We start from the raw sequence: 22055 nt of genomic DNA on the forward strand, positions 1-22055 counted from the left end.
ACGATCTCACTGCGCGAACCCTCCCGATGGCCTCCAATCTCCACGACCTGCCCGACAGCCCCTGCATCGGCGTGTGCTCGACCCTCTTCGACGAAGTCTGCAAGGGCTGCGGCCGCACGGCCGGCGAAGTGTCGAACTGGGTGTTCCTGAGCGACGACGAGAAGCGGGCCGTGTGGGAGCGCATTACGCGCGAAGGCACCGCGATGCGCTTCCAGTACGACAAGCTGTAAACCGGCCGCACAAAAAAAGAGCGGCATGCCGACTGCCATGCCGCCAACCCCAACTCTGTTCTTGTCCGCGAACCGTTAGAACTTCATCCCGACGCCCACGCCGACGATCAGCGGATCGATGTGCAGCGTGCCGATGCCCTTGTCGCCGAGCGTCGCATCGGTGCTCATCCAGATCTTCTTCACGTCGACGTTCATGAACACCTTCTTCGTCAACTGCACGTCGACGCCGAATTGCAGCGCCGGACCGAAGCTGCTCTTGTTGATCGACACGCCTTCCCCGCCGACGTTGAGCCCGTTGTTGTAGAAGTACGTGTAGTTCAGGCCCGCGCCGACGTACGGACGCACCTTGCCGGCATGGTTGAAGTGGTACTGCAGCAGCAGCGTCGGCGGCAGCACGCCCACGCCGCCGAGATTGCCGAGGCTCGACGTCATCTGGTGCCGCGACGTGCCGAGGATCAGCTCCACGCCCAGGTAGTCGCGGATCATGTAGGTGAAGTCGAGTTCCGGCACGATCGCGTTGTTCACGCCGGTGTTGATCGCGCCGAGCGTGTCGCTCGCGCGCTCGTTCGGCTGGATGCTGATCGCGCGCAGGCGGACCAGTACGTCACCCTGGTTGATCCCGTCGCCCGGCGACGCCGCGTGCGACAGCGTGGGCATCGTGACCAGACTCGCCGCGACGGCGGCAGCGGTGACACATGTTCGAATCGTTTTATGCATGGTAAAGACCCCTGAAGAATGCATTCCATTTTCCTCGTAGGGTCTTTTCGTCGTTTTGATATCCGTCAAGCCAGCGTAAACCTCGGACGGTTTGTCGCAGTCGCCGCGGCACGGCCCGTCAGCAGCAGGTCGAGCAGATCGCGCACGCTGCGGATCGCGTTGCCGAACGGCAGCGCTTCGCGGCCGCGGAAGAACAGGCCGTTCGCGACGTCGCCTCGCAACGCGGCCGCGAGCCGCGTGTCGATGCAGAAATGACCGAACTTTTCGATGCCGTCGCGCAGCCCGCAGACGCTCAGGCACTCGAGCGCGGTCGGGCAGCGCTGCCTGAACGCGCCGAGCTTGTCGCGAATGCGCGTTTCGTTGCGCAGGTAACGATCGAGCCACGGTGTCTTCACCGCGCGCGCCGGCAGCCCCGTCACGCTGACGAATTCGACGATGTCGTCGGGCAGCGCGTCGGCCAGTACGCGCTTGAAGTTCGGATGCGCGTCACCTTCCTCCGTCACCGCGAACGGCGTTCCGACCTGCACGCCGTTCGCGCCGGCCGCGAGCGCCGCACGCACCGAGTCGTGACTGTTGATCCCGCCCGCGACGATCAGCGGGATCGTGTCGCGCGCCAGGCCGAGCGACGCCATCACCTGCGCGGCCTCGTCGAGCACGCGCGCGAAATCGAAGCGCGCATCGTGCATGTCGTCGATCTGCGTGACCCCGAGGTGGCCGCCCGCATGCGCGGGATGCTCGATCACGATCGCATCCGGCAGCCGCCCCTTCTTCATCCACTTCTTCAGCACCAGCGCGATCCCGCGGCTGTCCGACAGGATCGGGATCAGCGCGATGTCGCGCCCCTGCGTGAGATCGGGCAGATCGAGCGGCAGGCCCGCGCCCATCACGATCGCGTCCGCGCCTTCGTCGCACGCGACGCGCACGTAGTCCGCATGCGTGCGCACCGCCTTCATCACGTTGACCGCGATCATCCCGCGGCCTTCGCCGTAGGTCTTCGCGAGGCGAATCTCGCGCGCGAGCGCGTCGAGGTTCGCGGCCTCGAGCGTCGCGCGGTCGGGATTCGCGCGACAGCGCGCGAGCAGGTCCGCGTGGTGGTGACGCAGGTCGATGCTCGCGATCGTGCCGAGCGCGCCTTCGCGCGCGACGCTGCCCGCGAGGCGGTGCGCGGAGATGCCGACGCCCATGCCGCCCTGCACCACGGGCAGCAACGCGCGGCCGCGAATCGTGAGCGGCGGGAAGGAAGTGCGTGCGGTCATCTGAACCTCGTCGAAACATCGGAAATCGGAAACGCGATGATCGACGATCCACCGACGCGCATCTTGACGGCCGTCAATAAAAAAACGGCACGCGAGCGTGCCGTTTCGGTTCAAGCGCGGTGCGACGCTCAGGCCGGATTCGCCGGCTTGAGCTGCATCGACTTGTATTCGAGATACTCTTCGAGCCCGTACACACCGTTCTCGCGGCCGTGCCCCGACTGCTTGTAGCCGCCGAACGGCGCGGCGCTGTTCCACGTGCCGCCGTTGATGTCGACCTGCCCCGTGCGGATGCGGCGCGCGACGCGCATCGCGCGTTCGTCGCTGCCCGCCCACACCGCGCCGCCGAGCCCATAAGGCGAATCGTTCGCGATGCGCACGGCTTCGTCTTCGTCGCGATACGTGATGATCGACAGCACCGGCCCGAAGATTTCTTCCTGCGCGATCGTCGATTTCGGATCGACGCGGCCGAACACCGTCGGCTTCACGAAGAAGCCCTTCGCGAGCCCTTCCGGCAGGCCCGTGCCGCCCGTCACGAGTTCCGCGCCGTCGTCGATCCCGCGCTGGATGTAGGCCTGCACGCGCTGCTGCTGCGCGGCCGATGCGAGTGCGCCGAGGCGCGTCGTTTCCTGGCGCGGGTCGCCCGCGACATACGCTTCGGCCGCCGCCTTCGCGAGCGCGCGCGCCTCGTCGTAGCGCGCTTCCGGCACCAGCATCCGCGTGTGCGCCGAACAGGTCTGGCCCGCGTTCAGGTAGCACGCGTTGACCGTGCCCTTCACCGCCGTCGCGAAATCGGCATCGTCGAGAATCACCGACGCCGACTTGCCGCCCAGTTCGAGCGCGACGCGCTTCACGCCCGCGGCCGCGAGTTCGGCAACGCGCTTGCCGGCGCGCGTCGAACCCGTGAACGACACCATGTCGACGTCCGGATCGGTCGCCAGCACCTCGCCGACGACCGGGCCGTAACCGCATACGAGGTTGAACACGCCCGGCGGCAGGCCCGCTTCGTGAATCGCCTCCGCGAGCATGAACGCGTTGAGCGGCGCGACTTCGGATGGCTTCAGGACGACCGTGCAGCCGGCCGCGAGCGCCGGCGCGACCTTCAGCGTGACCTGGTTGAGCGGGTAGTTCCACGGCGTGATCGCCGCGACGACGCCGACCGGCTCGCGCACCACCAGCGAGTTGCCGACCGTCGCCTCGAATTCGAACGATTCGGCGAGTTTCGCGTACGCCTTCCAGTTGTAGATCGGGCCGCCGACCTGGATCGCACGCGACAGCTTGATCGGCATCCCGACTTCGCCGGTGATCGACTGCGCGAGTTCCTCGCTGCGCGCCTGCAGACGCTCGACGATCTTGCGCAGGTAGCCCGCGCGCGTCGCGGCCGGGGTCGCGGCCCACGCGTCGAACGCCGCGCGCGCCGCGCGGATCGCGTCCTGCGCGTCCGAGGCCGTGCCCTCCGGAATCCGGCCGATCACGGCCTCGGTGCCCGAGTCGATCACGTCGATCGTGCCCGTTCCGGCCGGCTTGCGCCATGCACCGTCGATGTAGAACTGGTTGTAGATTTTCATCGCTTCCTGTCTCCCGGAAAACGGCCATTCTAACGAGTGTGGCGCCGCCCGGCGATGACGCCGGACCAGACCGCGAGCGCCGCCGAACGGTCCGCACGGGCGCCGGCGAGCGGGTGCCGGATACCGGACGCCCGCGGCTGCGGCATCCGCGCCACGCCGGCACGCCACGAGGCCGCACGACGTGGCCCGCATCGTGCTATGTTTTTAGTATCGGCGCCGGCCGCTGCAGGCCGCGCCACCCGGAATCGATGCCTTCGTGAGCGCTGCCATGACCGACGCATCCCATATCCTCGGCTCGCAAGATCGCCTGGAGCTGCTGTGCTGGCTCACCTGCGGCAATCTCGGCGCGTTTTACCTGAACGAAACCTGGCCGGACGCATCGTTCCAGGTGCAGGCCGCACACCGCTGGCTCGACCGCCATCACCGGCAGGCCGACTGGCTCGCGATCGCGAAGCTGGCCGCACTGGCGCAGGACATCGCCAAGCGGCACGCCGACTTCGTCGACGCGTCGTGGGCGCGTGACGCGGTCGAGGAAATCGTCGATACCGACGATCTCGATTACCGGGCGAAACTCGTGCAATGGGTGTACGAAGACTGCTGCAAGGCGCTCGCCGACAAGCGGCTCGCGGATTGATGCGACGGCACAGGGCGGCGGGCACCGGGCGGCGGGCGAGGTGATGCGCCGGTTGCGGTCGCAGCGCCTGCCGGCCGGAAACGGCGCCGCCGCGTCGAATCGTCATCGAGGGTGCCGCACCCGACCTGACATTTTCCCTTCAATGGCCGTCGTGCCGATCCGGTAACGGCGAACATCTGCCCGGATACGAAAAACCCGCCAGGCTTGCACCTGGCGGGCTTCCGGTACATCAGGTCGGGCATGGCCGCCCGGGCAATTACTCCTGCCCCTGACTCGTCAGGAACTCCTCGTAATTCCCGCCGAAGTCGAACAGCGTGCCGTCCGTGCGCACTTCGATGATCCGGTTCGCCAGCCCGCTCACGAATTCGCGGTCGTGCGACACGAAGATCAGCGTGCCTTCGAACTGCTCGAGCGCGATCTGCAGCGACTCGATCGACTCCATGTCCATGTGGTTGGTCGGCTCGTCCATCAGCAGCACGTTGTGGCGGCCGAGCATCAGCTTGCCCCAGATCATGCGGCCCTTCTCGCCGCCCGACAGCACCTTCACCGACTTCTTGATGTCGTCCGACGAGAACAGCAGGCGGCCCAGCGTGCCGCGCACCATCGTTTCGTCGTCGCCGTCCTTGCGGTACTGGTCGATCCAGTCCATCAGCGTGATGTCGTTCGGGAACTCCTCGTACGTATCCTGCGGCATGTAGCCGACGTTCGCGTTCTCCGACCACTTCACCGTGCCGTGATCGAGCTGCAGCGCGCCGAGCAGCGAACGCAGCAGCGTCGTCTTGCCCGCGCCGTTCTCGCCGATGATCGCGATGCGCTCGCCCGGCTGCACCGACAGGTTGAAGTTCTGGAAGATCGTGCGCTCGTACTTCTTCGTGATGTCTTCGGCGACCACCGCGACGTTGTGCAGCTTCTTCTCGAACTCGAAGCGGATGAACGGGTTCTGACGCGACGACGGCTTGAATTCCTCGATCTTGATCTTGTCGATCTGCTTCGCGCGGCTCGTTGCCTGGCGGGCCTTCGACTTGTTCGCCGAGAAGCGGCGCACGAAGTCCTGCAGCTCGGCCACGCGTTCCTTCGCGCGCGCGTTCGCCGCGGCCTGGCGCTCGCGCGCCTGTGCCGATGCGAGCATGTAGTCGTCGTAGTTGCCCGGCCAGACCTTCAGCGTGCCGTAGTCCATGTCGGCCATGTGCGTGCACACCGAGTTCAGGAAGTGACGATCGTGCGAGATGATGATCATCGTCGAGTTGTACTCGTTGAGCGTGTGCTCGAGCCAACGGATCGAGTTGATGTCCAGGTTGTTGGTCGGTTCGTCGAGCAGCAGCACGTCCGGCTTCGAGAACAGCGCCTGCGCGAGCAGCACGCGCAGCTTCCAGCCCGGCGCGACGTCGGCCATCGTGCCGTTGTGGAACTTCTCCTCGATGCCGATGCCGAGCAGCAGCGCGCCCGCGCGCGCCTCGGCATCGTAGCCGCCGTATTCGGCGAACTTGCCTTCGAGCTCGGCCGCGTGCATGTAGTCGTCGTCGGTGGCTTCCGGGTTCGCGTAGATCGCGTCGCGCTCGGTCATCGCGGCCCACATTTCGGTGTGGCCCATCATCACGACGTCGAGCACGCGCACGTCTTCATACGCGAACTGGTCCTGGCGCAGCTTGCCCAGGCGCACGTTCGGCTCCAGCGCGACGTTGCCGGCGCTCGGCTCGAGGTCGCCGCCCAGGATCTTCATGAAGGTCGACTTGCCGCAGCCGTTCGCGCCGATCAGACCATAGCGGTTGCCCTCGCCGAATTTGACCGAGATATTCTCGAACAAGGGCTTCGGCCCGAATTGCATCGTGATGTTGGCAGTAGAAAGCACGGCAGGTCCCGTAAGAGAGAAATCGACGGAAAACCGTGTATTTTAGCAGGTGTCGGAGAAACTGCCGACCGCACTGTTCCGGCCCCGCCAGCCGGGCCGCCGCGCGCGGCGCCGGCGCCTCCCTTCGGGGCCCCTACTTGCCTTCCTTCACCGCGCGCTTCTGCGCCGCCTTCTCCTTCATTTGCCCGAACAGCTCCGCGCACGGCACGTCGCGGTTGTTGCTCGGCGCGATCAGCGGAACCAGCGCCGCGAACGGGTTGATCAGGCCGAGCCCGACCATCGCGCCGGCGCGCAGCGCGAGCGCGCCCGCGTCGACGCCGACCTTCGGGTTCTTGAACGTGCCCTTCGCATACAGCGGCGAGCGCAGCGAGAAGACCCGGAAACCCTTCGTGTGCGGGTGGATCTTCAGGTCGATCGATTCGTCGCGCAGGTTGACCGGGCCGTCGACGTTGATCAGCGCATCGTCCGTATCGAGCGCGAACACCTTGGGGTCGAGCATCCCGTCGGTCGCGACAAAGTCGATCGCCGCGCAGTTGATGTTCACGTCGCGAGTGCCGAACAGCTTCTCGTAGACGACGTTCGCGACGTTCAGCCCCGCCGCCTCCATCAGCAGCAGGCTGATGCGGCCATCCGTGATGAGCGCCTTCACTTCGCCGGTCGAGGTACCCGCGAGCGCGGCCGGCGAGTTGCCGGTCGCCGACAGCGACGCATCGCCGTTGATCTCGCCGAGCGCGGTCTGCATCACCTTCTGCGTCGGGAACAGCTGCTTGAGCCTCAGGTGACGCGCGGACAGCGTGAAGCGGCCCTTGAGCGGCGTGCGGCTGCCGTCCAGATGCGCGGTGGTCGCGAGCGTGCCGCCCGCGACGCCGAACTTCAGCGGCTCGAGTGTCAGCACGCCGTCCTGCAGCAGAACGTGCGTGTACAGGTCGGTAATCGGCAGCTGCGGGCTCTTGATCAGCTTGCGGCCGGTGAACTTCACGTCCGCGTCGATCGCGCTCCAGCGCTCGGTGCGGAACCTCGAAACCGGCAGCACGCGGTCCGGCGGCTGGCGCGTCGTGTCGCCGCGCTTGGCCTTGCTCGCGGCCGTGTCGGCGCCGATCACCGGCGCGAGGTCGGAGAACTGCAGCAGTTTCGACTCGAGCTCGCCCGACAGCTTCGGCCGCGGCTCGCGCTGCGCCCAGGTGAGCGTACCGCGCAGATCGCTGCCGCCCACGCGGCCGTTGAAGTCCTCGTAGCGGAACGTGCTGGCGTTCTGCTTGATGTTGCCGATCAGCCGCCCTTCGGTCGCATACGGCGGCGTGTCGGGCAGCGTGATGCCGGTAATCTGGTAGAGGTGCGACATCGACGTGCCCTGCAGCCATAACCGCAGGTCGAGCGCCGCGAGATGCATCGGGTCGGTCAGCGTACCGACGATCGCGAGCCGCGTGTCGCCGGCCTTCACGTCGGCCTGCAGCGGGAACGGCTGCGTCGACTTCTCGATCGCCAGCACGCCGCCCACCTTGCCGGTGCCGCTGATCGGCACGTTCTTGTAGCGGCCGTCGACCTTGAGCCCGAACGCATAGGTCGGGCCGGACGGCTTCGCGGGCGCGGCGGCCGCCGACGCACCGGATGCACCTGACGCACCACTCGCGCCGGATGCCGGCGGGGCCGTCGATGCAGAGGAAACCGAAGTAGCCGGAGCGGCGCCGGACACTCCCGACGCCGCAACGGCAGACGCCCCGCTCGCCGCCTGCGGCGCCGACGCACCCGATGCGGCTTCCGCATTCGCCTTCGCGCTCAATTGCGCGGCGCCGTGCTTGCCGACGCGCTGGGCCGATGCCGCACGCGACGTCTGTTCCTGTTCCTTCAGCACGTCGCCGAGCGGAATCGGCTGGCCGAGCGTATCGATCGCGACCGTGAGATCGGCCTTCGTGATCGCATCGCGATACGTGACGATGCCCTTCGCGAACCCGAAGCTGTCGAGCCGCACCTTCCACGGCGACGGTTGCGCGGATTGCTTGAACTGGAAGGTCCACGTATTGCGGCCGTCGGCGAGCCGCTCGAGGTCGACCGCGGGATTGACGACATCGATCGACGGAATGACGATTTCGTGCGCGAGGAGCGGCAGGATGGCGAGATCGAAATGCGCGGCATCGACCGTGGCGAACCTGGGCCCCTTCGCCCAGTCCGGATTGCCGATCTCGAGTTGCGTGGCCGAGAAGCTCGGCCAGGGTACCCATGCACGCCAGCCGGTCTCGCCGTCCGGGCGACGCCAGCCGACCTTGAGATCGCCGTTGATCGCAAACGAACGGCCAAGCGCGGTACTCACATGTTCGTTGACCCACGGTTTCGCGCGGTTCCAGTCGAACGTGACGATAAAAATGCCGGCGGCCGCGATGATCAGTGCGACGATGCAGACGATCCATGCAGCCGATTTGCCGATGGCTCGGGCTAGCGTCATGGCGATTCCGTTGTTGTTATGCAGAATGTGCACGCCATGTCGGGCCACGTGCGTGAATGAACGAAGCACGACACTGGCGGCTTTTCAATCTGTATTATGACGCACGCTCCGACGACGCCTCGGCGCCATTAACGCTTTTTTTCATTTTCGACATGACAGCCCCGACCGGTCTCATCGATGCGCAGCACATCACGCGCCGCGACGCCAGCAGCGGCAAGACTTTGCTGGCGCCGACCGACTTCAGCCTCGCCGCGGGATCGCGAATTGCTATCACCGGACCATCGGGTTCCGGCAAGAGCGTGCTGCTGCGCGCGCTCGCGCTGCTCGATCCGCTCGACGGCGGTCAGATCCTGTGGCGCGGCAAGCGGATCAGGCGCAATGCGATTCCGCGCTACCGGCGCAGCGTCGCCTACGTGCGCCAGCGACCCGCGCAGATGGACGGCACCGTCGAGGCGCAATTGCGCTATCCGTACTCGCTCGCGATCTATCGCGACGCGACGTTCGACCGTGCGCGCGCCGAAGCGCTCGTGGCCCGCGCCGGTCGCGGCGCCGATTTTCTCGACAAGCGCGCGAGCGAACTGTCGGGCGGCGAAGCGCAGATCGCCGCGCTGCTGCGCGTGCTGCAACTCGACCCCGACGTGCTGCTGCTCGACGAGCCGACGTCCGCGCTCGACCCCGACTCCACGCGCGCGATCGAAGCGCTCGTCGGCGCCTGGTTCGACGCGGCCCCCGATGCGCGCGCCTGCATGTGGATCTCGCACGATCCGGCGCAGGCCGCACGGATCGGCACGACGCGGCTCGTGATGCAGGCCGGCGTGCTGCACGCCGCCGCGAGCACGACGGAGGCGGCACGATGAGCCCGGCACTGCAGGATCTGAGTCTCGTCGACGTCGGCATCGCCGCCGCGCTCGTCGCGGTCAACGGCGCGATCTCCGCGGCGCTGTCGCTCGGCCTCGGGCGCAAGCTCGCGCTCGCCGCCGTGCGCACCGTCGTGCAGCTGCTCGCGATCGGCTACGTGCTCGGCTGGGTGTTCGGCCATCCGCACTGGACCGTCGTGCTGCCGCTGACCGCGTTGATGACGCTGATCGCGGGCTTTGCGGGCGCCGGCCGCGGCAAGCGCACGTATCGCGGACAGCGCGTCGACAGCATCGCGTCCATCTGGTTCAGCAGTTGGTTCGTCGCGGCGATCGGGCTGTTCGTCGTGATCCGCATTCATCCGTGGTACACGCCGCAATATGCGATCCCGATCCTCGGAATGATCCTCGGCAATACGCTCACGGGCGTGTCGCTCGGCGTCGAACGGATGATGGAGGAACTGACGGCACGGCGCGACCGCGTCGAGACCGCGCTCGCACTCGGCGCGACGCGCTGGGAAGCCGCGCAGGACGCCGCGCGCCAGGCCGTGCGTGCGGGCATGCTGCCGACGCTCAACCAGATGGCCGTCGTCGGTGTCGTGAGCCTGCCGGGGATGATGACCGGCCAGGTGCTGGCCGGCCAGTCGCCGCTGCAGGCCGTGCGCTACCAGATCGTGATCATGTTCCTGATCGCCGCGGCGTCCGCGCTCGGCACGGTCGGCGCGGTGCTGATGACGTATCGCCGGCTGTTCTCCGCCGATCACCGCTTTCTCGCATCGCGGCTCGAGGAACGCGCGCATTGACGCGCGGCGCCGCGACCCGCGCGGCGTGCGGTCAGCGGGCGCTGCGGCGTTTGCCGAGGGCCTGGCGCAACGCGGCCTTGACGTCGGCATCGGGTGCCAGCCCGTCGACCGACGCGACGAGCCGCACCGCGCGTGGTGTCGTCACATAGGCCTGCGCGCCGACATAACCGCCGCTGCCGGCCGAGCGCGTCGTGACGACGAGCGCCTGCGGCGCACGCGCACCGAGGTCGGCCGTGAAGGCGTCGGCGACGGTGCCGTCACGCGCATGCAGCACACCGGTTACGTAGTCGTCCGTATCGAAGCCGGGCGCGGCATGCGCGGTCGAATACACGCGCACCGCATAGCTGCCGGTCGAACACGGCTCGAGTGCGCCGCTCGACACGACGGCGACCTGCTGTCGCGACGGCAGCTCGACTTTCTTCGCGAAGCTGCAATCGTCGGCTGCCTGCGCATGAGTGGCGACGAACGCAGCGGCCGACAGCAGCGCGCGCATGCAATGTTTCATCGGGATGTCGTACGGGGAAGAGGGAGAAGCCCGGGAGGATAGCGCGACATCCGCATCACGTCACGCGCGCCGGGGGGCGAATGGCCGCGCTGTCGGTGCGCACCGGACACGACGCACATCAAACCTCAAACAACGGAAATACGCGAAGCCGCGCGCCACGAAACCGTCACGCGCGGCACTGCCCGGATCACCGGATACGCATCGCGGTTGGTTGCGCACGCACCGGACGTCTTGCCGGCCCGCGCGCACCGCTCAGCGCTTGATCGACACCGTCACTTTCGTGCCGTCGCTCATCGAGACGGACTTCGAGCCGCCATTGGTCGAAATCGACACCCACTTGACCTGGCTCACCGACACGACATCCGGGCACTGCAGCGACTTGCCGCCCGCGCTCACGTTGCGCGTGCCTTTCGGCGCAGCGGCCTGGAAGCTCATCTGCACGTTCGCGATCCCCTTCGCGTCGACCGACGGCGCGAGCCGCACCTGGGTCTGGCGCACCATCGCGCCGTTCGCGTCGCGCGGCAGGTTGTCGGCGTTCGGGCAACCGTCCGGCATCGCGACCGCGCCGCCCGGCGGCACCGACTTCCAGTTGAAGTCGTCCGTTTCGCCCGAGCGGATCTTGCGGGTCTCCTGCGTATTGCCGAAGGTCTTCGAATCGACCTTGACGGTGTATTCGAGCTGCCCTGTCCCGCCGCCCTTCAGGCTGCCCTTGACCGGCGGCGCCGCGAATACGCTCGCGCTGACGCACGCCGCCGCGAACACGGCAGACCACGATGCGGCGACTGACAAGCTGCGTTGGCTCATGCTGACCTCCTTGTAATGCGGCGGCACGCGCGTGCCGCGCGGTTTTCGATGCATGATGCGTTGCCAGTCTACCGCCAAGCGGCATGCAATGCGCCGCAAACGCATCGGGTGTTACCCCGCTTGCGTTCGCGACGCCGCATCCCGTACGCGCGACGCCGGCGCTCGGGAACACGCCGGGCAGACCCAGGTTTTCCGCCCCGAAGGAAGTCCCCTTGGGGGATGCCCATCGGCGCCTGGCGCGAAGCGACGGGTCTGCGGCACTCAGAAGCCGCTCAGCACCAGCTTGCCGATCGCGCGCCCGGCTTCGAGCAGCTGATGCGCGCGCCGCACGTTGGCGGCGTTGATCGTGCCGAGCTGTTCGCCGAGCGTCGTGCGCAGCGTGCCGCCGTCGACGAGCCGCGCCACCTCGCTCAGGATCTTGTGCTGCTCGATCATGTCCGGCGTCTCGAACATCGCACGCGTGAACATGAATTCCCAGTGAAACGCGGCGCTCTTCGCCTTCAGTTGCTCGACCGGAATCGGCTTCTCGTTCTCGACGATCGTGCAAATGCCGCCCTGCGGGCGGATTACTTCCGCCGCGGCAGGGAAATGACGGTCCGTGTCGTTGAAGATCAGCACGTAGTCGACGCTCGGGTGGCCGATTTCACGCAGTTGCGCGGGCAGGTCGCCGAAATGATCGACCACGTCGTCCGCGCCGAGCGAGCGCACCCATTCGGCCGACGCCGGCCGCGACGCGGTCGCGATCACGCGCAGCCCGGCGAGCGTCTTGGCGAGCTGGATCGCGATCGAACCCACCCCGCCCGCGCCGCCGATGATCAGCACCGACTTGCCCGCGTCGGCGCCCTGAGGCGACACGCGCAGCCGGTCGAACAGCGCCTCCCAGGCGGTCAGCGCGGTGAGCGGTAACGCCGCCGACGCCGCGAAATCGAGCGAGCGCGGCTTGAGCGCGGCGATCCGCTCGTCGACCGCGTGGAATTCGCTGTTCGCGCCGGGCCGCGTGATGCTGCCCGCGTAGAACACCTCGTCGCCCGGCCGGAACAGCGTGACCTCGGCACCGACCGCGACGACCGTGCCGGCCGCATCCCAGCCGAGCACGCGCGGCGTCTCCTCGACCTGCGGTTTCGGCGCGCGCACCTTGGTGTCGACCGGGTTCACGGAGATCGCCTCGACCTTCACGAGCAGGTCGCGCGGGCCCGGCACCGGTTGCGGCAGTTCCACGTCGACGAGCGCCTGCGGGTCGTCGATCGGCAGGTAACGGGTCAGTCCAACGGCTTTCATCACGAAACTCCTTCAGGGAAATCGGGCGGGCCGCGGCGCGGCCCCATGCATGCCATCGTAGGCGCCCCGATCATTCGAGAAAACCGCTATATTTCCTGAAACATTTTCAGGAATTTCAGAATAATGACGTCCGATCCGATTGCAGCCCCCGACAAGCCGCTCGACCTGCTCGACGTCGGCCTGTTCGTGCGCGCCGCGCTGCTCGCGAACGTGAGCGCGGCCGGGCGCGAGTTCGGCGTATCGGCCGCGGTCGCGAGCGCGCGCATCGCGCAGCTGGAGCGCCAGCTCGGCGCGCGGTTGCTGCATCGCACCACGCGCCGCATCAGCCTGACGCAGGACGGCGAAGTCTTCATGGCCCGCGCCGAGGCGCTGCTGTCGGCCGCCGATGCCGCGCGCGCCTCGGTCGGCCACGGCCGCAGCGAGCCGTACGGGCGGCTGAAAGTGTCGATGTCGTCGTCGTTCGGCCGCCAGCACGTCGCGCCCGTGATTCCCGCGTTCCTGCGCCGCTACCCGTCCGTGTCGCTCGACTTGCGGCTGTCCGACGAGATCGTCGACCTTGTCGACGACGGCTACGACGTCGCGATCCGCCTCGGCGCGCTGAAGGATTCGACGCTGGTCGCGCGCAGGCTCGCCACGAACCGGCGCGTGCTGTGCTGCTCGCCCGCGTATCTCGCCGAACACGGCACGCCGCGCCATCCGGCCGACCTCGCGCAGCACGAATGCGTGATCCTCGGCGACCAGCGCGACTGGTCGTTCGTCACGCCGCAAGGCCCGCTCACCGTGCGGGTCGGCGGCCGGCTCGTCGCGAGCAACGGCGAGGCGATCCGCGAAGCGCTCGTCGACGGCTTCGGCATCGCGATCAAGTCGACCTGGGACGTCGGCCCGCTGCTCGCGAGCGGCGCGCTCGTCACCGTGCTCGACGACTACCCGTTCGCGAACGACGTCGCGATCTGGGCCGTCTATCCGAGCCGCGCACACGTGCCGCTGAAGACGCTCGCGTTCATCGCGTTCCTGGCCGAACACTTCGGCGATCCGCCTTACTGGGATCGCGACCGGCAATCGCCCGAATAGCCCGAATAGCCCGAATAGCCCGAATAGCCCGAATAGCCCGAGTAGCCCGAGTAGCCCGAGTAGCCCGCACCGTCCGCCAAATCGCCGTGCGTGCGGCACCCGGCACGGCGCCAGCGCCGGTTCCCGGCGGCGATCCGGTCGCGATCGGATACCAACCGGCTACAATGGCGCGTTCGCGACGCAACGGCCCGACGCCGAACGGGGCCCGCGTTCGCAGGCGGCCGCATGCCGGCCGCGCACGCGTTTCATTCGCTTCCAAACATTCCGTCATGACCCACAACCTCGTCATCCAGAGTCTCGCGCCGTTGTCGGACGCGCATCACAAACCGCTGCTCGCGCTGTCGCGCGGCACCCGCATCGTGCAGACCGACGATCACGCGCTGCGCATCGAAAACGCCAACCCCGCGCAGCGTCTCGACATCGACGCGTACTGCGGCACGCATGCGCTCGACTTCGGCTTCGTCGAAGCCGGCCGCACGCTCGGCGAGTTCGGGCTCGTCGTGATGGACATGGACTCGACGCTGATCACGATCGAATGCATCGACGAGATCGCCGATTTCTGCGGGCTGAAGACGCAGGTCGCCGAGATTACCGAGGCGGCGATGCGCGGCGAGATCCGCGATTTCAACGAAAGCCTCACGCGCCGCGTCGCGCTGCTCGCGGGGCTCGACGCGCAGGCGCTCGAGCGCGTGTACGAGGAACGGCTGCAGCTGTCGCCCGGCGCGGAGACGATGCTCGCCGGCGTGAAGGCCGCGGGCCTGAAGACGCTGCTCGTGTCGGGCGGCTTCACGTTCTTCACCGAGCGCCTGAAGGCGCGCCTCGGCCTCGACTTCGCGCACGCGAACACGCTCGAGATCGTCGACGGCAAGCTGACCGGCAAGGTGCTCGGCGAGATCGTCAACGCCGACGTCAAGGCGCGCCTGCTGCGCGACACCTGCGCATCGCTCGGCATCGAGCCGAGCCGTGCGATCGCGATGGGCGACGGCTCGAACGACCTGAAGATGATGGCCGAAGCCGGGCTGTCGGTCGCGTTCCACGCGAAGCCCGTCGTGCGCGATGCGGCCACCGTCGCATTCGACCACGTCGGCCTCGACGGGCTGCTGCGGTTGTTCTGATTTCCGATCCGCGCAAGCCGCCCATGAAAAACGCCCGCGCGATGTTGCATCGCGCGGGCGTTTTGCTGTTCCGCTCGGGGTTCGGTGCTCAGCCGAGCGTGGACTGCATCGCGCGCTCGATATCCGCGCGCAGGTCGGCTTCGTCTTCGAGACCGACGTAGAAGCGTACCAGCGTGCCGCGATGCGGCCAGTCCGGGCGCATCGACGCCACGTCGTAAGGCATCGCGAGGCTGCACGCGCCGCCCCAGCTCCAGCCGATCGCGAACAGCTCGAGCGCCTCGACGAAACGATCGATCTTCTCGGCACTGTAGCGCTCGTCGAACACCACCGAGAACAGCCCGCCCGCGCCGGTGAAGTCGCGCATGAACGAAGCGTGCCCCGGACAGTCCGGCAGTTGCGGATGCAGCACGGCCGCGATCTCCGGGCGCGCCTTCAGCCACTGCGCGAGCGCGAGCGCGCTCTTGCTGTGCGCATCGAAGCGCACCTGCATGCTCGGCAGGCTGCGCAGCACGAGCGAGCAGTCGTCGACCGACACGCCGATCCCGCAGCGCATCCGGGCGAGCTTCAGTTGCGCCTGCAGCGCCGCGCTCGCGGTGATCGTCGCGCCCATCAGCACGTCGCTGCCGCCCGATTGATACTTGGTCAGCGCCTGCACCGAGATGTCGACGCCATGCTCGAACGGCTTGAACGCGAGCCCGGCCGAATACGTGTTGTCGATCGCGGTGACGATGCCGCGCGCCTGCGCGACCGCCGTGATCGCACGCACGTCGGGCACTTCCATCGTCACCGAGCCCGGCGCCTCGATCCAGATCAGCCGCGTGTTCGGCTGGATCAGGTCGGCAATGCCGGCGCCGACGAGCGGATCGTAGAAGCGCGCGGTGATGCCGAAATCCTTCGCGAGCCAGTTGCCGAGATCGGCATTCGGCCCGTAGACGTTGTGCGGGATCAACACGTCGTCGCCCGCCTTCACGATCCCGAAATAGACGTTCATGATCGCCGCGAGACCCGACGGCTGCAGCAGCGCATGCGAGCCGCCTTCGATCTCGGCGAGCCGCTGCGCGAGCGCGAGCGACGTCGGGGTCGCATGCAGCCCGTAGCGCCACTGGTTGTCGTCGTGCCACACCAGCGCGCGCATCGTCGCGAGATCGGGGAACACGACCGTCGATGCACGCTCGACCGGCGGCACGAACGAACGGAAGCCATCCGGGATGTTGTCGTCGGGTTGAACGATGCGGGTCTGGAGTGCGCGCTTCGGAGTGGATGCAGTCATGGCAGGAGGCCCGGAGAAAGGCCGTTCGGTTGCGGAATAGGTCGCTAGGTTAGCCAAAATCGGCGCGGTTGGCCCGGTACAATGCGCGCCGCATGCGCCGAGCCAGCGCGCGCTCAGTCGTCGGCGCGCAGATTGACAACGTTGCCGACCGTCTCGATTTCCTGCACGCGGCCGTCGCGTACCTGCAGCGCCGCGCGCTTGCCCGGCGCCAGGCGCAGCACGACGGGTTGCGGATCCGATTCGTCCGAGTTCATCCGGTCGGCCTTCAGCTCGCCCGTCGCGTCGAAGCGGCCGATCCACACGCCCGTGATGTTCGTGCCGTCGTTCGATTCCTCGATCTCGAGCGTGTCGCCGTCCCGATCGCCGGCGAGCAGCACCACCTCGCCCGTGTCCGTGAACTGGTATTCGCCGTGCACGCCCGCCTCGTCCGTCTTCGGGCCGAGATGCACGACGATCGGCCGATCGCCGAGCGTGCCTTCGTAACGCGGCAGGCGGGCGAATTCCCGATTCGGCCGCAGCGGCCGGGCGGGCGCCGCTTCATCCTGCTGCGCGCCCGGCGCGGCAGCCTGTGCCGCGACCACGCCCGGCATCGTGAGGCCCGCCGCCAGCGCGCCGGCAATCACCAGCGCCCGTTGCCATTGCGAATATCGACCCACCTTGTGTTGCTCCTTGCTTCAGATTCGCTCGAAAATCGCGGCGACATGCTGCGCGTCGCCGCTGCACATCGATCGCCACGCGCACGTGGCGACCACCGATGCGCAGGCGCCGAGCGCGGTACGCACACCGCTCGCCAGCCGTTCACGTCGCCCGTCATCCGGGCGTTCGAGTGAACACGTCGCGTAGCCGGCGTGCGAGAGCCGCGTCAGCCCTGCATCAGGCGTTCCACCGCGTCGCGGCGCGGAATCGGTGCGACCGCACCGTAGCCGGTCGTCGACAGTGCCGCCGCCGCGTTCGCATAACGCGCGGCCGCGAACGGATCGTCGCCTGCGACGATCCGCGCAACGAACGCACCGCCGAAGCAGTCGCCCGCGCCCGTCGCGTCGACGGCCTCGACCGCGAAGCCCGGCACCACGCGCCGTTCGTTCGGCGTCGCGACATACGCGCCTTCCTTGCCGAGTTTCAGCGCGACGACCCGCGGCCCGTGCTCGAGCATCGCATCGACGATCGCGTCGCGATCGTTCGCACCGGTGAGCGCCGTGACGTCGTCCCAGCTCGGCAGGCAGATGTCCGTCTGGCGCAGCGCTTCGCGCATCACCGCGCGGGCGCGCGGCAGCGGCCACAGCTTCAGGCGCAGGTTCGTGTCGAAGCTGACCTGCGCGCCGTTGCTGCGCGCGTGGTCGATCGCCGCGAACGCGGCGTCGCACGCGGCCGTGCCGATCGCGAGGCTGATGCCCGACAGGTGCACGGCCCGCGCCGCGGCCAGCGCATCGAGCGGCAGATCGGCCACTGCGTAGCGGCTCGCCGCGGAACCCGCGCGCAGATAGTCGAACTGGTGGCCGTCAGCGCCGTGCGTGACGAAATACACGCCGGTCGGCGCCGCGCGGTCGATCCGCACGTACGTCGTATCGACGTGCTCCGCCACCCACATCTCGGTCAGCAGCCGGCCGAACGGATCGTCGCCGATCGCCGACACGAAGCCCGTCGACGCGCCCTGGCGCGCCGCGGCGATGCAGAAGTTCGACGTGTCGCCGCCGAAGCCTTGCAGGAACTCCGGCCGACCCGGCTGCGACTGGTTGAATTCGATCATCGCCTCGCCGAGCGCGAGGATCTGCGGCAGTGCGGCGGTCATCGCTTAAACCTCGCCCCACAGGTCGTGGCCGTCCGCGCCCGTGATCTTCACCGACACGAAATCGCCGACCTTGTAGCGCTTCGACGCCTTGGTCGCCGGCTCGACGTAGACGACGCCGTCGATCTCCGGCGCATCCGCCGCCGTGCGGCCGATGCCACCTTCCTCGCCGACTTCGTCGATCAGCACCTTGAGGGTCTTGCCGACCTTGCGCTGGATGCGCCGCGCCGACACTTCCTCGGCGACTTCCATGAAGCGCGCGCGGCGTTCTTCGCGCACCTCGTCCGGCAGCGCGCCGTCGAGTTCGTTCGCGGTCGCGCCTTCGACCGGCGAATACGCAAAGCAGCCGACGCGATCGAGTTCCGCCTCGCGGATGAAGTCGAGCAGCGTTTCGAACTGTTCTTCCGTCTCGCCGGGGAAGCCGGCGATGAACGTGCTGCGGATCGTCAGGTCCGGGCAGATCTCGCGCCACTTCTGCACGCGCTCGAGCACCTTCTCGGCGTTCGCCGGGCGCTTCATGCGCTTCAGCACGTCCGGATGCGCGTGCTGGAACGGCACGTCGAGATACGGCAGCACGTGGCCCTTGAACGGGCCTTCGGCCATCAGCGGAATGACTTCGTCGACGCTCGGATACGGGTACACGTAGTGCAGGCGCACCCATGCGCCGTACTGCGCGGCGAGTTCGCCGAGCGCGGCGACCAGGTCGGTCATGCGCGTCTTGATCGGCTTGCCGTTCCAGAAGCCGGTGCGGTACTTCACGTCGACGCCGTATGCGCTCGTGTCCTGCGAGATCACGAGCAGTTCCTTCACGCCGGACTTGAAGAGGTTCTCGGCTTCGAGCATCACTTCGGCGACCGGGCGCGACACGAGGTCGCCGCGCATCGACGGGATGATGCAGAACGTGCAACGGTGGTTGCAGCCTTCGGAAATCTTCAGGTATGCGTAGTGACGCGGCGTGAGCTTGATGCCGGCCGCCGGCACCAGGTCGGTGAACGGGTCGTGCGGCTTCGGCAGGTGCGAATGCACGGCCTGCATCACTTCGCCCACCGCGTGCGGGCCGGTGACGGCGAGCACCTTCGGGTGGACTTCCTCGATCAGGTTCGAGCCGCTCGCGCTCGACTTCGCGCCGAGGCAGCCGGTGACGATCACCTTGCCGTTCTCGGTCAGCGCTTCGCCGATTGCGTCGAGGCTTTCCTGCACGGCTTCGTCGATGAAGCCGCAGGTGTTGACGACGACGAGGTCGGCGCCGTCGTAGGTGCCGGAGATTTCATAACCTTCGGCACGCAGCTGCGTGATGATTTGTTCGGAGTCGACGAGGGCTTTCGGGCACCCGAGCGACACGAAGCCTACTTTGGGGGACTGGGACATCTGGAATGTGGGGGCGTGGCGGCAAAAGCGTGAGTTTACAGCTATTTATGGGTCAGCGAGGCAAAACCGGCGGACGGAGTGCCGTGGATGGCACCCCAATATGCGGCGCGCGCGGGCGCATCGAGCCGCCACGGACGATTGATCCAACCCTTTCATGCCTCCGGTGATGATCCAACGGCCCCGATCATCCCCGCGCCACCGCCCAGTAATCGCCCCAGCGCCGCCCCGCCGCTATGCGAAAATCGCGGCATCCACTTCCTACCCAACGGGGTTCGCATGACCACCCACATCACGATCGAATTCACCGAGCACGCCGCCGAAACCATCGGCGAGCAGACCAGCACCAGCTTTTCCTATGACCAGGGCGCCCACGTACCGCAGCCTGGCGACTTCGTCGAGCTCGAGAATTCGCCGCAGACGTTTCTCGTGATCGGCCGCGTGTTTTCGCTGAAGGCCAACTACTGTGCGGTGAAGCTCGTACTCGATCTGCCTCCGGCCGACGATCATCAGGACTTCGATCCGGCGCTTTGAGCGATACGGGCGAACTGCTCCCGCTTTGCAGCAAGGTGCCGTTGCACGGACCCGACGCAACGGCACCGGCCCTGACCGGCACGAACGCGCGCCGAACAGGCGCAACACCAGCCGCGCTTGTCTTGAGTATCTGGAATTCGATCGACCGGAAGACGGTCATGCCCGCCCCGCGCAGGGGCACAGGCATCTGGTGCCGACGATCAGGAACGACCGACGGCGACATCAAGCGGCGGCGGGCCGCCAACCACCGTCGCGCCCGAGCACACGATCAGTTTGATTTCACCGCCACACGTCGCGGCGCCGACCGTCCGGCGGCGCATGCCGCCGCGGCCAGCCTGCCGCGACATCGTTACTTCTTCTCCGGCTCCGGCGTGCCCGGTTGCTTGAACGGGAACGTGCTGAACATCGACTTCGCCTGATTCTGCATCTGCTCCTGCATCTGCACGAACATGTTCTTCGACTGCTCGATGTAGCTCGTCATCATCCCTTGCATCATCGGCGCCTGCATGTTCATGAACTGCGACCAGACTTCCGGATTCATCGCGTTGCCTTCGTACAGGTTCTTCGATTGATCCGCGAGCTTGTTCTGGATGTCGATGAACGCCTGGATGTTCTTTTCCAGGTACGTGCCCATCATGCCCTGCATCGCATGACCGTAGAAACGGATGATCTGCGACAACATCGACGACGAGAACATCGGCACGCCGCCGCTCTCTTCCTCGAGGATGATCTGCAGCAGGATGCTGCGCGTCAGGTCTTCGTTCGATTTCGCGTCGACGACCTTGAAGTCCTCCTGTTCCAGCACGAGTTGCTTGACGTCGGTCAGCGTGATGTACGTGCTCGTCTCGGTATCGTAGAGCCGGCGGTTCGGGTACTTCTTGATGAGCCGCTCGGCCGTTTTCTTTGTAGTAGTCATGTAACGCCTTTGGGTGCAGCGTAGCGCAAGTGACAAATCCCCGCCTCCCGGTTCCGGGAGGCGGGGGCCTTCGGAAACGCCAGGCTGCACGGCCGGTCCGGCCTGCGCAGCCCGGACGTTCAGCCCATGTGCAGGCCGCCGTTCAGCGAGAAGTCGGCGCCGGTCGCGAAGCCGGAATCGTTCGATGCGAGCCACGCGACGATCGAGCCGATTTCCTCCGGCGCACCGAGACGCCGCACCGGAATCGTCGCGACGATCTTCTCGAGCACGTCCGGACGGATCGCCTTCACCATGTCGGTGCCGATGTAGCCGGGCGACACGGTGTTGACCGTCACGCCCTTCGTCGCGACTTCCTGCGCGAGCGACATCGTGAAACCGTGGATGCCGGCCTTCGCGGTCGAGTAGTTCGTCTGGCCGAATTGCCCCTTCTGGCCGTTCACCGACGAGATGTTGATGATCCGGCCCCAGCCGCGCTCGACCATCCCGTCGATCACCTGCTTCGTCACGTTGAACAGGCTCGTCAGGTTGGTGTCGATCACGGCCGTCCAGTCTTCATGCGTCATCTTGCGGAACACGACGTCGCGCGTGATGCCCGCGTTGTTGACCAGCACGTCGATCTCGCCGACTTCAGCCTTGACCTTGTCGAACGCTGCCTTGGTCGAGTCCCAGTCGCCGACGTTGCCTTCCGACGCGATGAAATCGTAGCCGAGCGCCTTCTGGTCCTCGAGCCACTTCACCCGACGCGGCGAGTTCGGGCCGCAACCCGCGACCACCTTGAAGCCGTCTTTCGACAGACGCTGGCAGATGCTGGTGCCGATGCCGCCCATCCCGCCCGTTACGTACGCAATTCGCTGAGACATAAATCTCACTCCATTTTTTGGTTTCGAGAGCCGCCGGAGGCCCCTCTGACTTCACGTGGCACCGGCCGAAGCCGCAATCGGCCGGCGCCCGGATTGGTTTGGCAGTGACGGACGACCGGTTACGGACGCTCGACCGCGAGCGCGACGCCCATCCCGCCGCCGATGCACAGCGACGCCAGCCCGCGCTTCGCATCGCGCTTGGC

Annotated in this window: 22 protein-coding genes; 8 read left to right on the forward strand and 14 right to left on the reverse strand. The window is 67.2% G+C overall.

What is annotated here, in order from left to right; translation table 11 throughout:
• Positions 1 to 26 precede the first annotated feature (26 nt).
• Entirely contained in the window at positions 27 to 230 is a 204-nt protein-coding gene (locus DIE17_RS04995) for a DUF1289 domain-containing protein (protein ID WP_027784516.1), read from the forward strand.
• Between the two features lie 75 nt (positions 231 to 305).
• Here DIE17_RS04995 and DIE17_RS05000 read toward each other — a convergent pair whose 3' ends face one another.
• The 3 genes from DIE17_RS05000 to DIE17_RS05010 all read right to left on the reverse strand — a co-directional run bounded on the left by DIE17_RS05000 (position 306) and on the right by DIE17_RS05010 (position 3768).
• Entirely contained in the window at positions 306 to 947 is a 642-nt protein-coding gene (locus tag DIE17_RS05000) for an OmpW family protein (protein ID WP_044848916.1), read from the reverse strand.
• Between the two features lie 65 nt (positions 948 to 1012).
• Positions 1013 to 2203 (reverse strand): nitronate monooxygenase family protein, encoded by a 1191-nt coding sequence (locus DIE17_RS05005; protein ID WP_124521694.1) that lies wholly within the window; start codon positions 2201 to 2203, stop codon positions 1013 to 1015.
• Positions 2204 to 2331: 128 nt separating this feature from the next.
• Positions 2332 to 3768, reverse strand: a complete 1437-nt coding sequence (locus tag DIE17_RS05010; protein ID WP_124485420.1) for an aldehyde dehydrogenase family protein — start codon at positions 3766 to 3768, stop codon at positions 2332 to 2334.
• A 268-nt stretch (positions 3769 to 4036) separates the two neighbouring features.
• Here DIE17_RS05010 and DIE17_RS05015 point away from each other — a divergent pair, with 268 nt between their 5' ends.
• Positions 4037 to 4402, forward strand: a complete 366-nt coding sequence (locus DIE17_RS05015) for a hypothetical protein (protein WP_044848913.1) — start codon at positions 4037 to 4039, stop codon at positions 4400 to 4402.
• Positions 4403 to 4658: 256 nt separating this feature from the next.
• On the opposite strand, the gene DIE17_RS05020 is transcribed toward DIE17_RS05015, so the two are convergent.
• Together DIE17_RS05020 and DIE17_RS05025 are read right to left on the reverse strand one after the other, a co-directional pair.
• On the reverse strand, positions 4659 to 6251 hold the full coding sequence (locus DIE17_RS05020; RefSeq protein ID WP_044848912.1) for an ABC-F family ATPase: 1593 nt from the start codon (positions 6249 to 6251) through the stop codon (positions 4659 to 4661).
• 133 nt (positions 6252 to 6384) lie between these two features.
• A complete protein-coding gene (locus DIE17_RS05025; RefSeq protein WP_124485419.1) occupies positions 6385 to 8691 on the reverse strand; it encodes an AsmA family protein in 2307 nt (768 codons plus the stop codon).
• Between the two features lie 152 nt (positions 8692 to 8843).
• On the opposite strand from DIE17_RS05025, the gene DIE17_RS05030 reads away from it, so the two are divergent.
• Positions 8844 to 9548, forward strand: a complete 705-nt coding sequence (locus tag DIE17_RS05030) for an ATP-binding cassette domain-containing protein (protein WP_124573122.1) — start codon at positions 8844 to 8846, stop codon at positions 9546 to 9548.
• Complete coding sequence (locus DIE17_RS05035; RefSeq protein WP_124485417.1) at positions 9545 to 10348, forward strand: ABC transporter permease; 804 nt, start codon at positions 9545 to 9547, stop codon at positions 10346 to 10348. Before DIE17_RS05030 ends, DIE17_RS05035 begins: the two co-directional genes overlap by 4 nt.
• A gap of 31 nt (positions 10349 to 10379) precedes the next feature.
• On the opposite strand, the gene DIE17_RS05040 is transcribed toward DIE17_RS05035, so the two are convergent.
• The 3 genes from DIE17_RS05040 to DIE17_RS05050 form a co-directional block, all read right to left on the reverse strand.
• On the reverse strand, positions 10380 to 10853 hold the full coding sequence (locus DIE17_RS05040; protein WP_124485416.1) for a PliI family lysozyme inhibitor of I-type lysozyme: 474 nt from the start codon (positions 10851 to 10853) through the stop codon (positions 10380 to 10382).
• Positions 10854 to 11105: 252 nt separating this feature from the next.
• A complete protein-coding gene (locus DIE17_RS05045) occupies positions 11106 to 11657 on the reverse strand; it encodes a DUF6013 family protein (RefSeq protein WP_124485415.1) in 552 nt (183 codons plus the stop codon).
• A gap of 261 nt (positions 11658 to 11918) precedes the next feature.
• The gene (locus DIE17_RS05050; RefSeq protein ID WP_124485414.1) at positions 11919 to 12935 is read right to left on the reverse strand and encodes a zinc-binding alcohol dehydrogenase family protein; all 1017 of its coding nucleotides are present in this window, start codon (positions 12933 to 12935) and stop codon (positions 11919 to 11921) included.
• A gap of 123 nt (positions 12936 to 13058) precedes the next feature.
• Between DIE17_RS05050 and DIE17_RS05055 the strand changes: the two genes are divergently transcribed.
• Both DIE17_RS05055 and serB read left to right on the forward strand, forming a co-directional pair.
• Positions 13059 to 14006: a LysR family transcriptional regulator gene (locus DIE17_RS05055; RefSeq protein WP_124521690.1), complete on the forward strand. Its 948-nt coding sequence runs from the start codon at positions 13059 to 13061 to the stop codon at positions 14004 to 14006.
• A gap of 269 nt (positions 14007 to 14275) precedes the next feature.
• Positions 14276 to 15121, forward strand: coding sequence for a phosphoserine phosphatase SerB (gene serB / locus DIE17_RS05060; protein ID WP_124485412.1), 846 nt, complete (start codon positions 14276 to 14278; stop codon positions 15119 to 15121).
• An 88-nt stretch (positions 15122 to 15209) separates the two neighbouring features.
• On the opposite strand, the gene DIE17_RS05065 is transcribed toward serB, so the two are convergent.
• From DIE17_RS05065 to rimO, 4 genes are all read right to left on the reverse strand, one after another.
• On the reverse strand, positions 15210 to 16391 hold the full coding sequence (locus DIE17_RS05065; RefSeq protein WP_124521688.1) for a cystathionine beta-lyase: 1182 nt from the start codon (positions 16389 to 16391) through the stop codon (positions 15210 to 15212).
• 113 nt (positions 16392 to 16504) lie between these two features.
• On the reverse strand, positions 16505 to 17047 hold the full coding sequence (locus DIE17_RS05070) for a hypothetical protein (RefSeq protein ID WP_124521686.1): 543 nt from the start codon (positions 17045 to 17047) through the stop codon (positions 16505 to 16507).
• A gap of 206 nt (positions 17048 to 17253) precedes the next feature.
• On the reverse strand, positions 17254 to 18180 hold the full coding sequence (locus tag DIE17_RS05075; protein ID WP_124521684.1) for a sugar kinase: 927 nt from the start codon (positions 18178 to 18180) through the stop codon (positions 17254 to 17256).
• Between the two features lie 3 nt (positions 18181 to 18183).
• Entirely contained in the window at positions 18184 to 19545 is a 1362-nt protein-coding gene (rimO, locus tag DIE17_RS05080; protein WP_044848901.1) for a 30S ribosomal protein S12 methylthiotransferase RimO, read from the reverse strand.
• A gap of 276 nt (positions 19546 to 19821) precedes the next feature.
• Between rimO and DIE17_RS05085 the strand changes: the two genes are divergently transcribed.
• Together DIE17_RS05085 and DIE17_RS05090 are read left to right on the forward strand one after the other, a co-directional pair.
• On the forward strand, positions 19822 to 20076 hold the full coding sequence (locus DIE17_RS05085; RefSeq protein ID WP_124485713.1) for a hypothetical protein: 255 nt from the start codon (positions 19822 to 19824) through the stop codon (positions 20074 to 20076).
• The gene (locus DIE17_RS05090; protein ID WP_124520769.1) at positions 20073 to 20495 is read left to right on the forward strand and encodes a hypothetical protein; all 423 of its coding nucleotides are present in this window, start codon (positions 20073 to 20075) and stop codon (positions 20493 to 20495) included. Before DIE17_RS05085 ends, DIE17_RS05090 begins: the two co-directional genes overlap by 4 nt.
• On the opposite strand, the gene phaR is transcribed toward DIE17_RS05090, so the two are convergent.
• Positions 20426 to 20992: a polyhydroxyalkanoate synthesis repressor PhaR gene (gene phaR / locus DIE17_RS05095; protein ID WP_006478701.1), complete on the reverse strand. Its 567-nt coding sequence runs from the start codon at positions 20990 to 20992 to the stop codon at positions 20426 to 20428. The two genes, DIE17_RS05090 and phaR, sit on opposite strands and share 70 nt — an antisense overlap.
• A gap of 119 nt (positions 20993 to 21111) precedes the next feature.
• A complete protein-coding gene (locus DIE17_RS05100; RefSeq protein ID WP_059537451.1) occupies positions 21112 to 21852 on the reverse strand; it encodes a 3-ketoacyl-ACP reductase in 741 nt (246 codons plus the stop codon).
• Positions 21853 to 22055: the final 203 nt, after the last annotated feature.

Origin of the sequence: Burkholderia sp. Bp9099, assembly GCF_003857805.1 — a bacterium.
GTDB lineage: Bacteria > Pseudomonadota > Gammaproteobacteria > Burkholderiales > Burkholderiaceae > Burkholderia.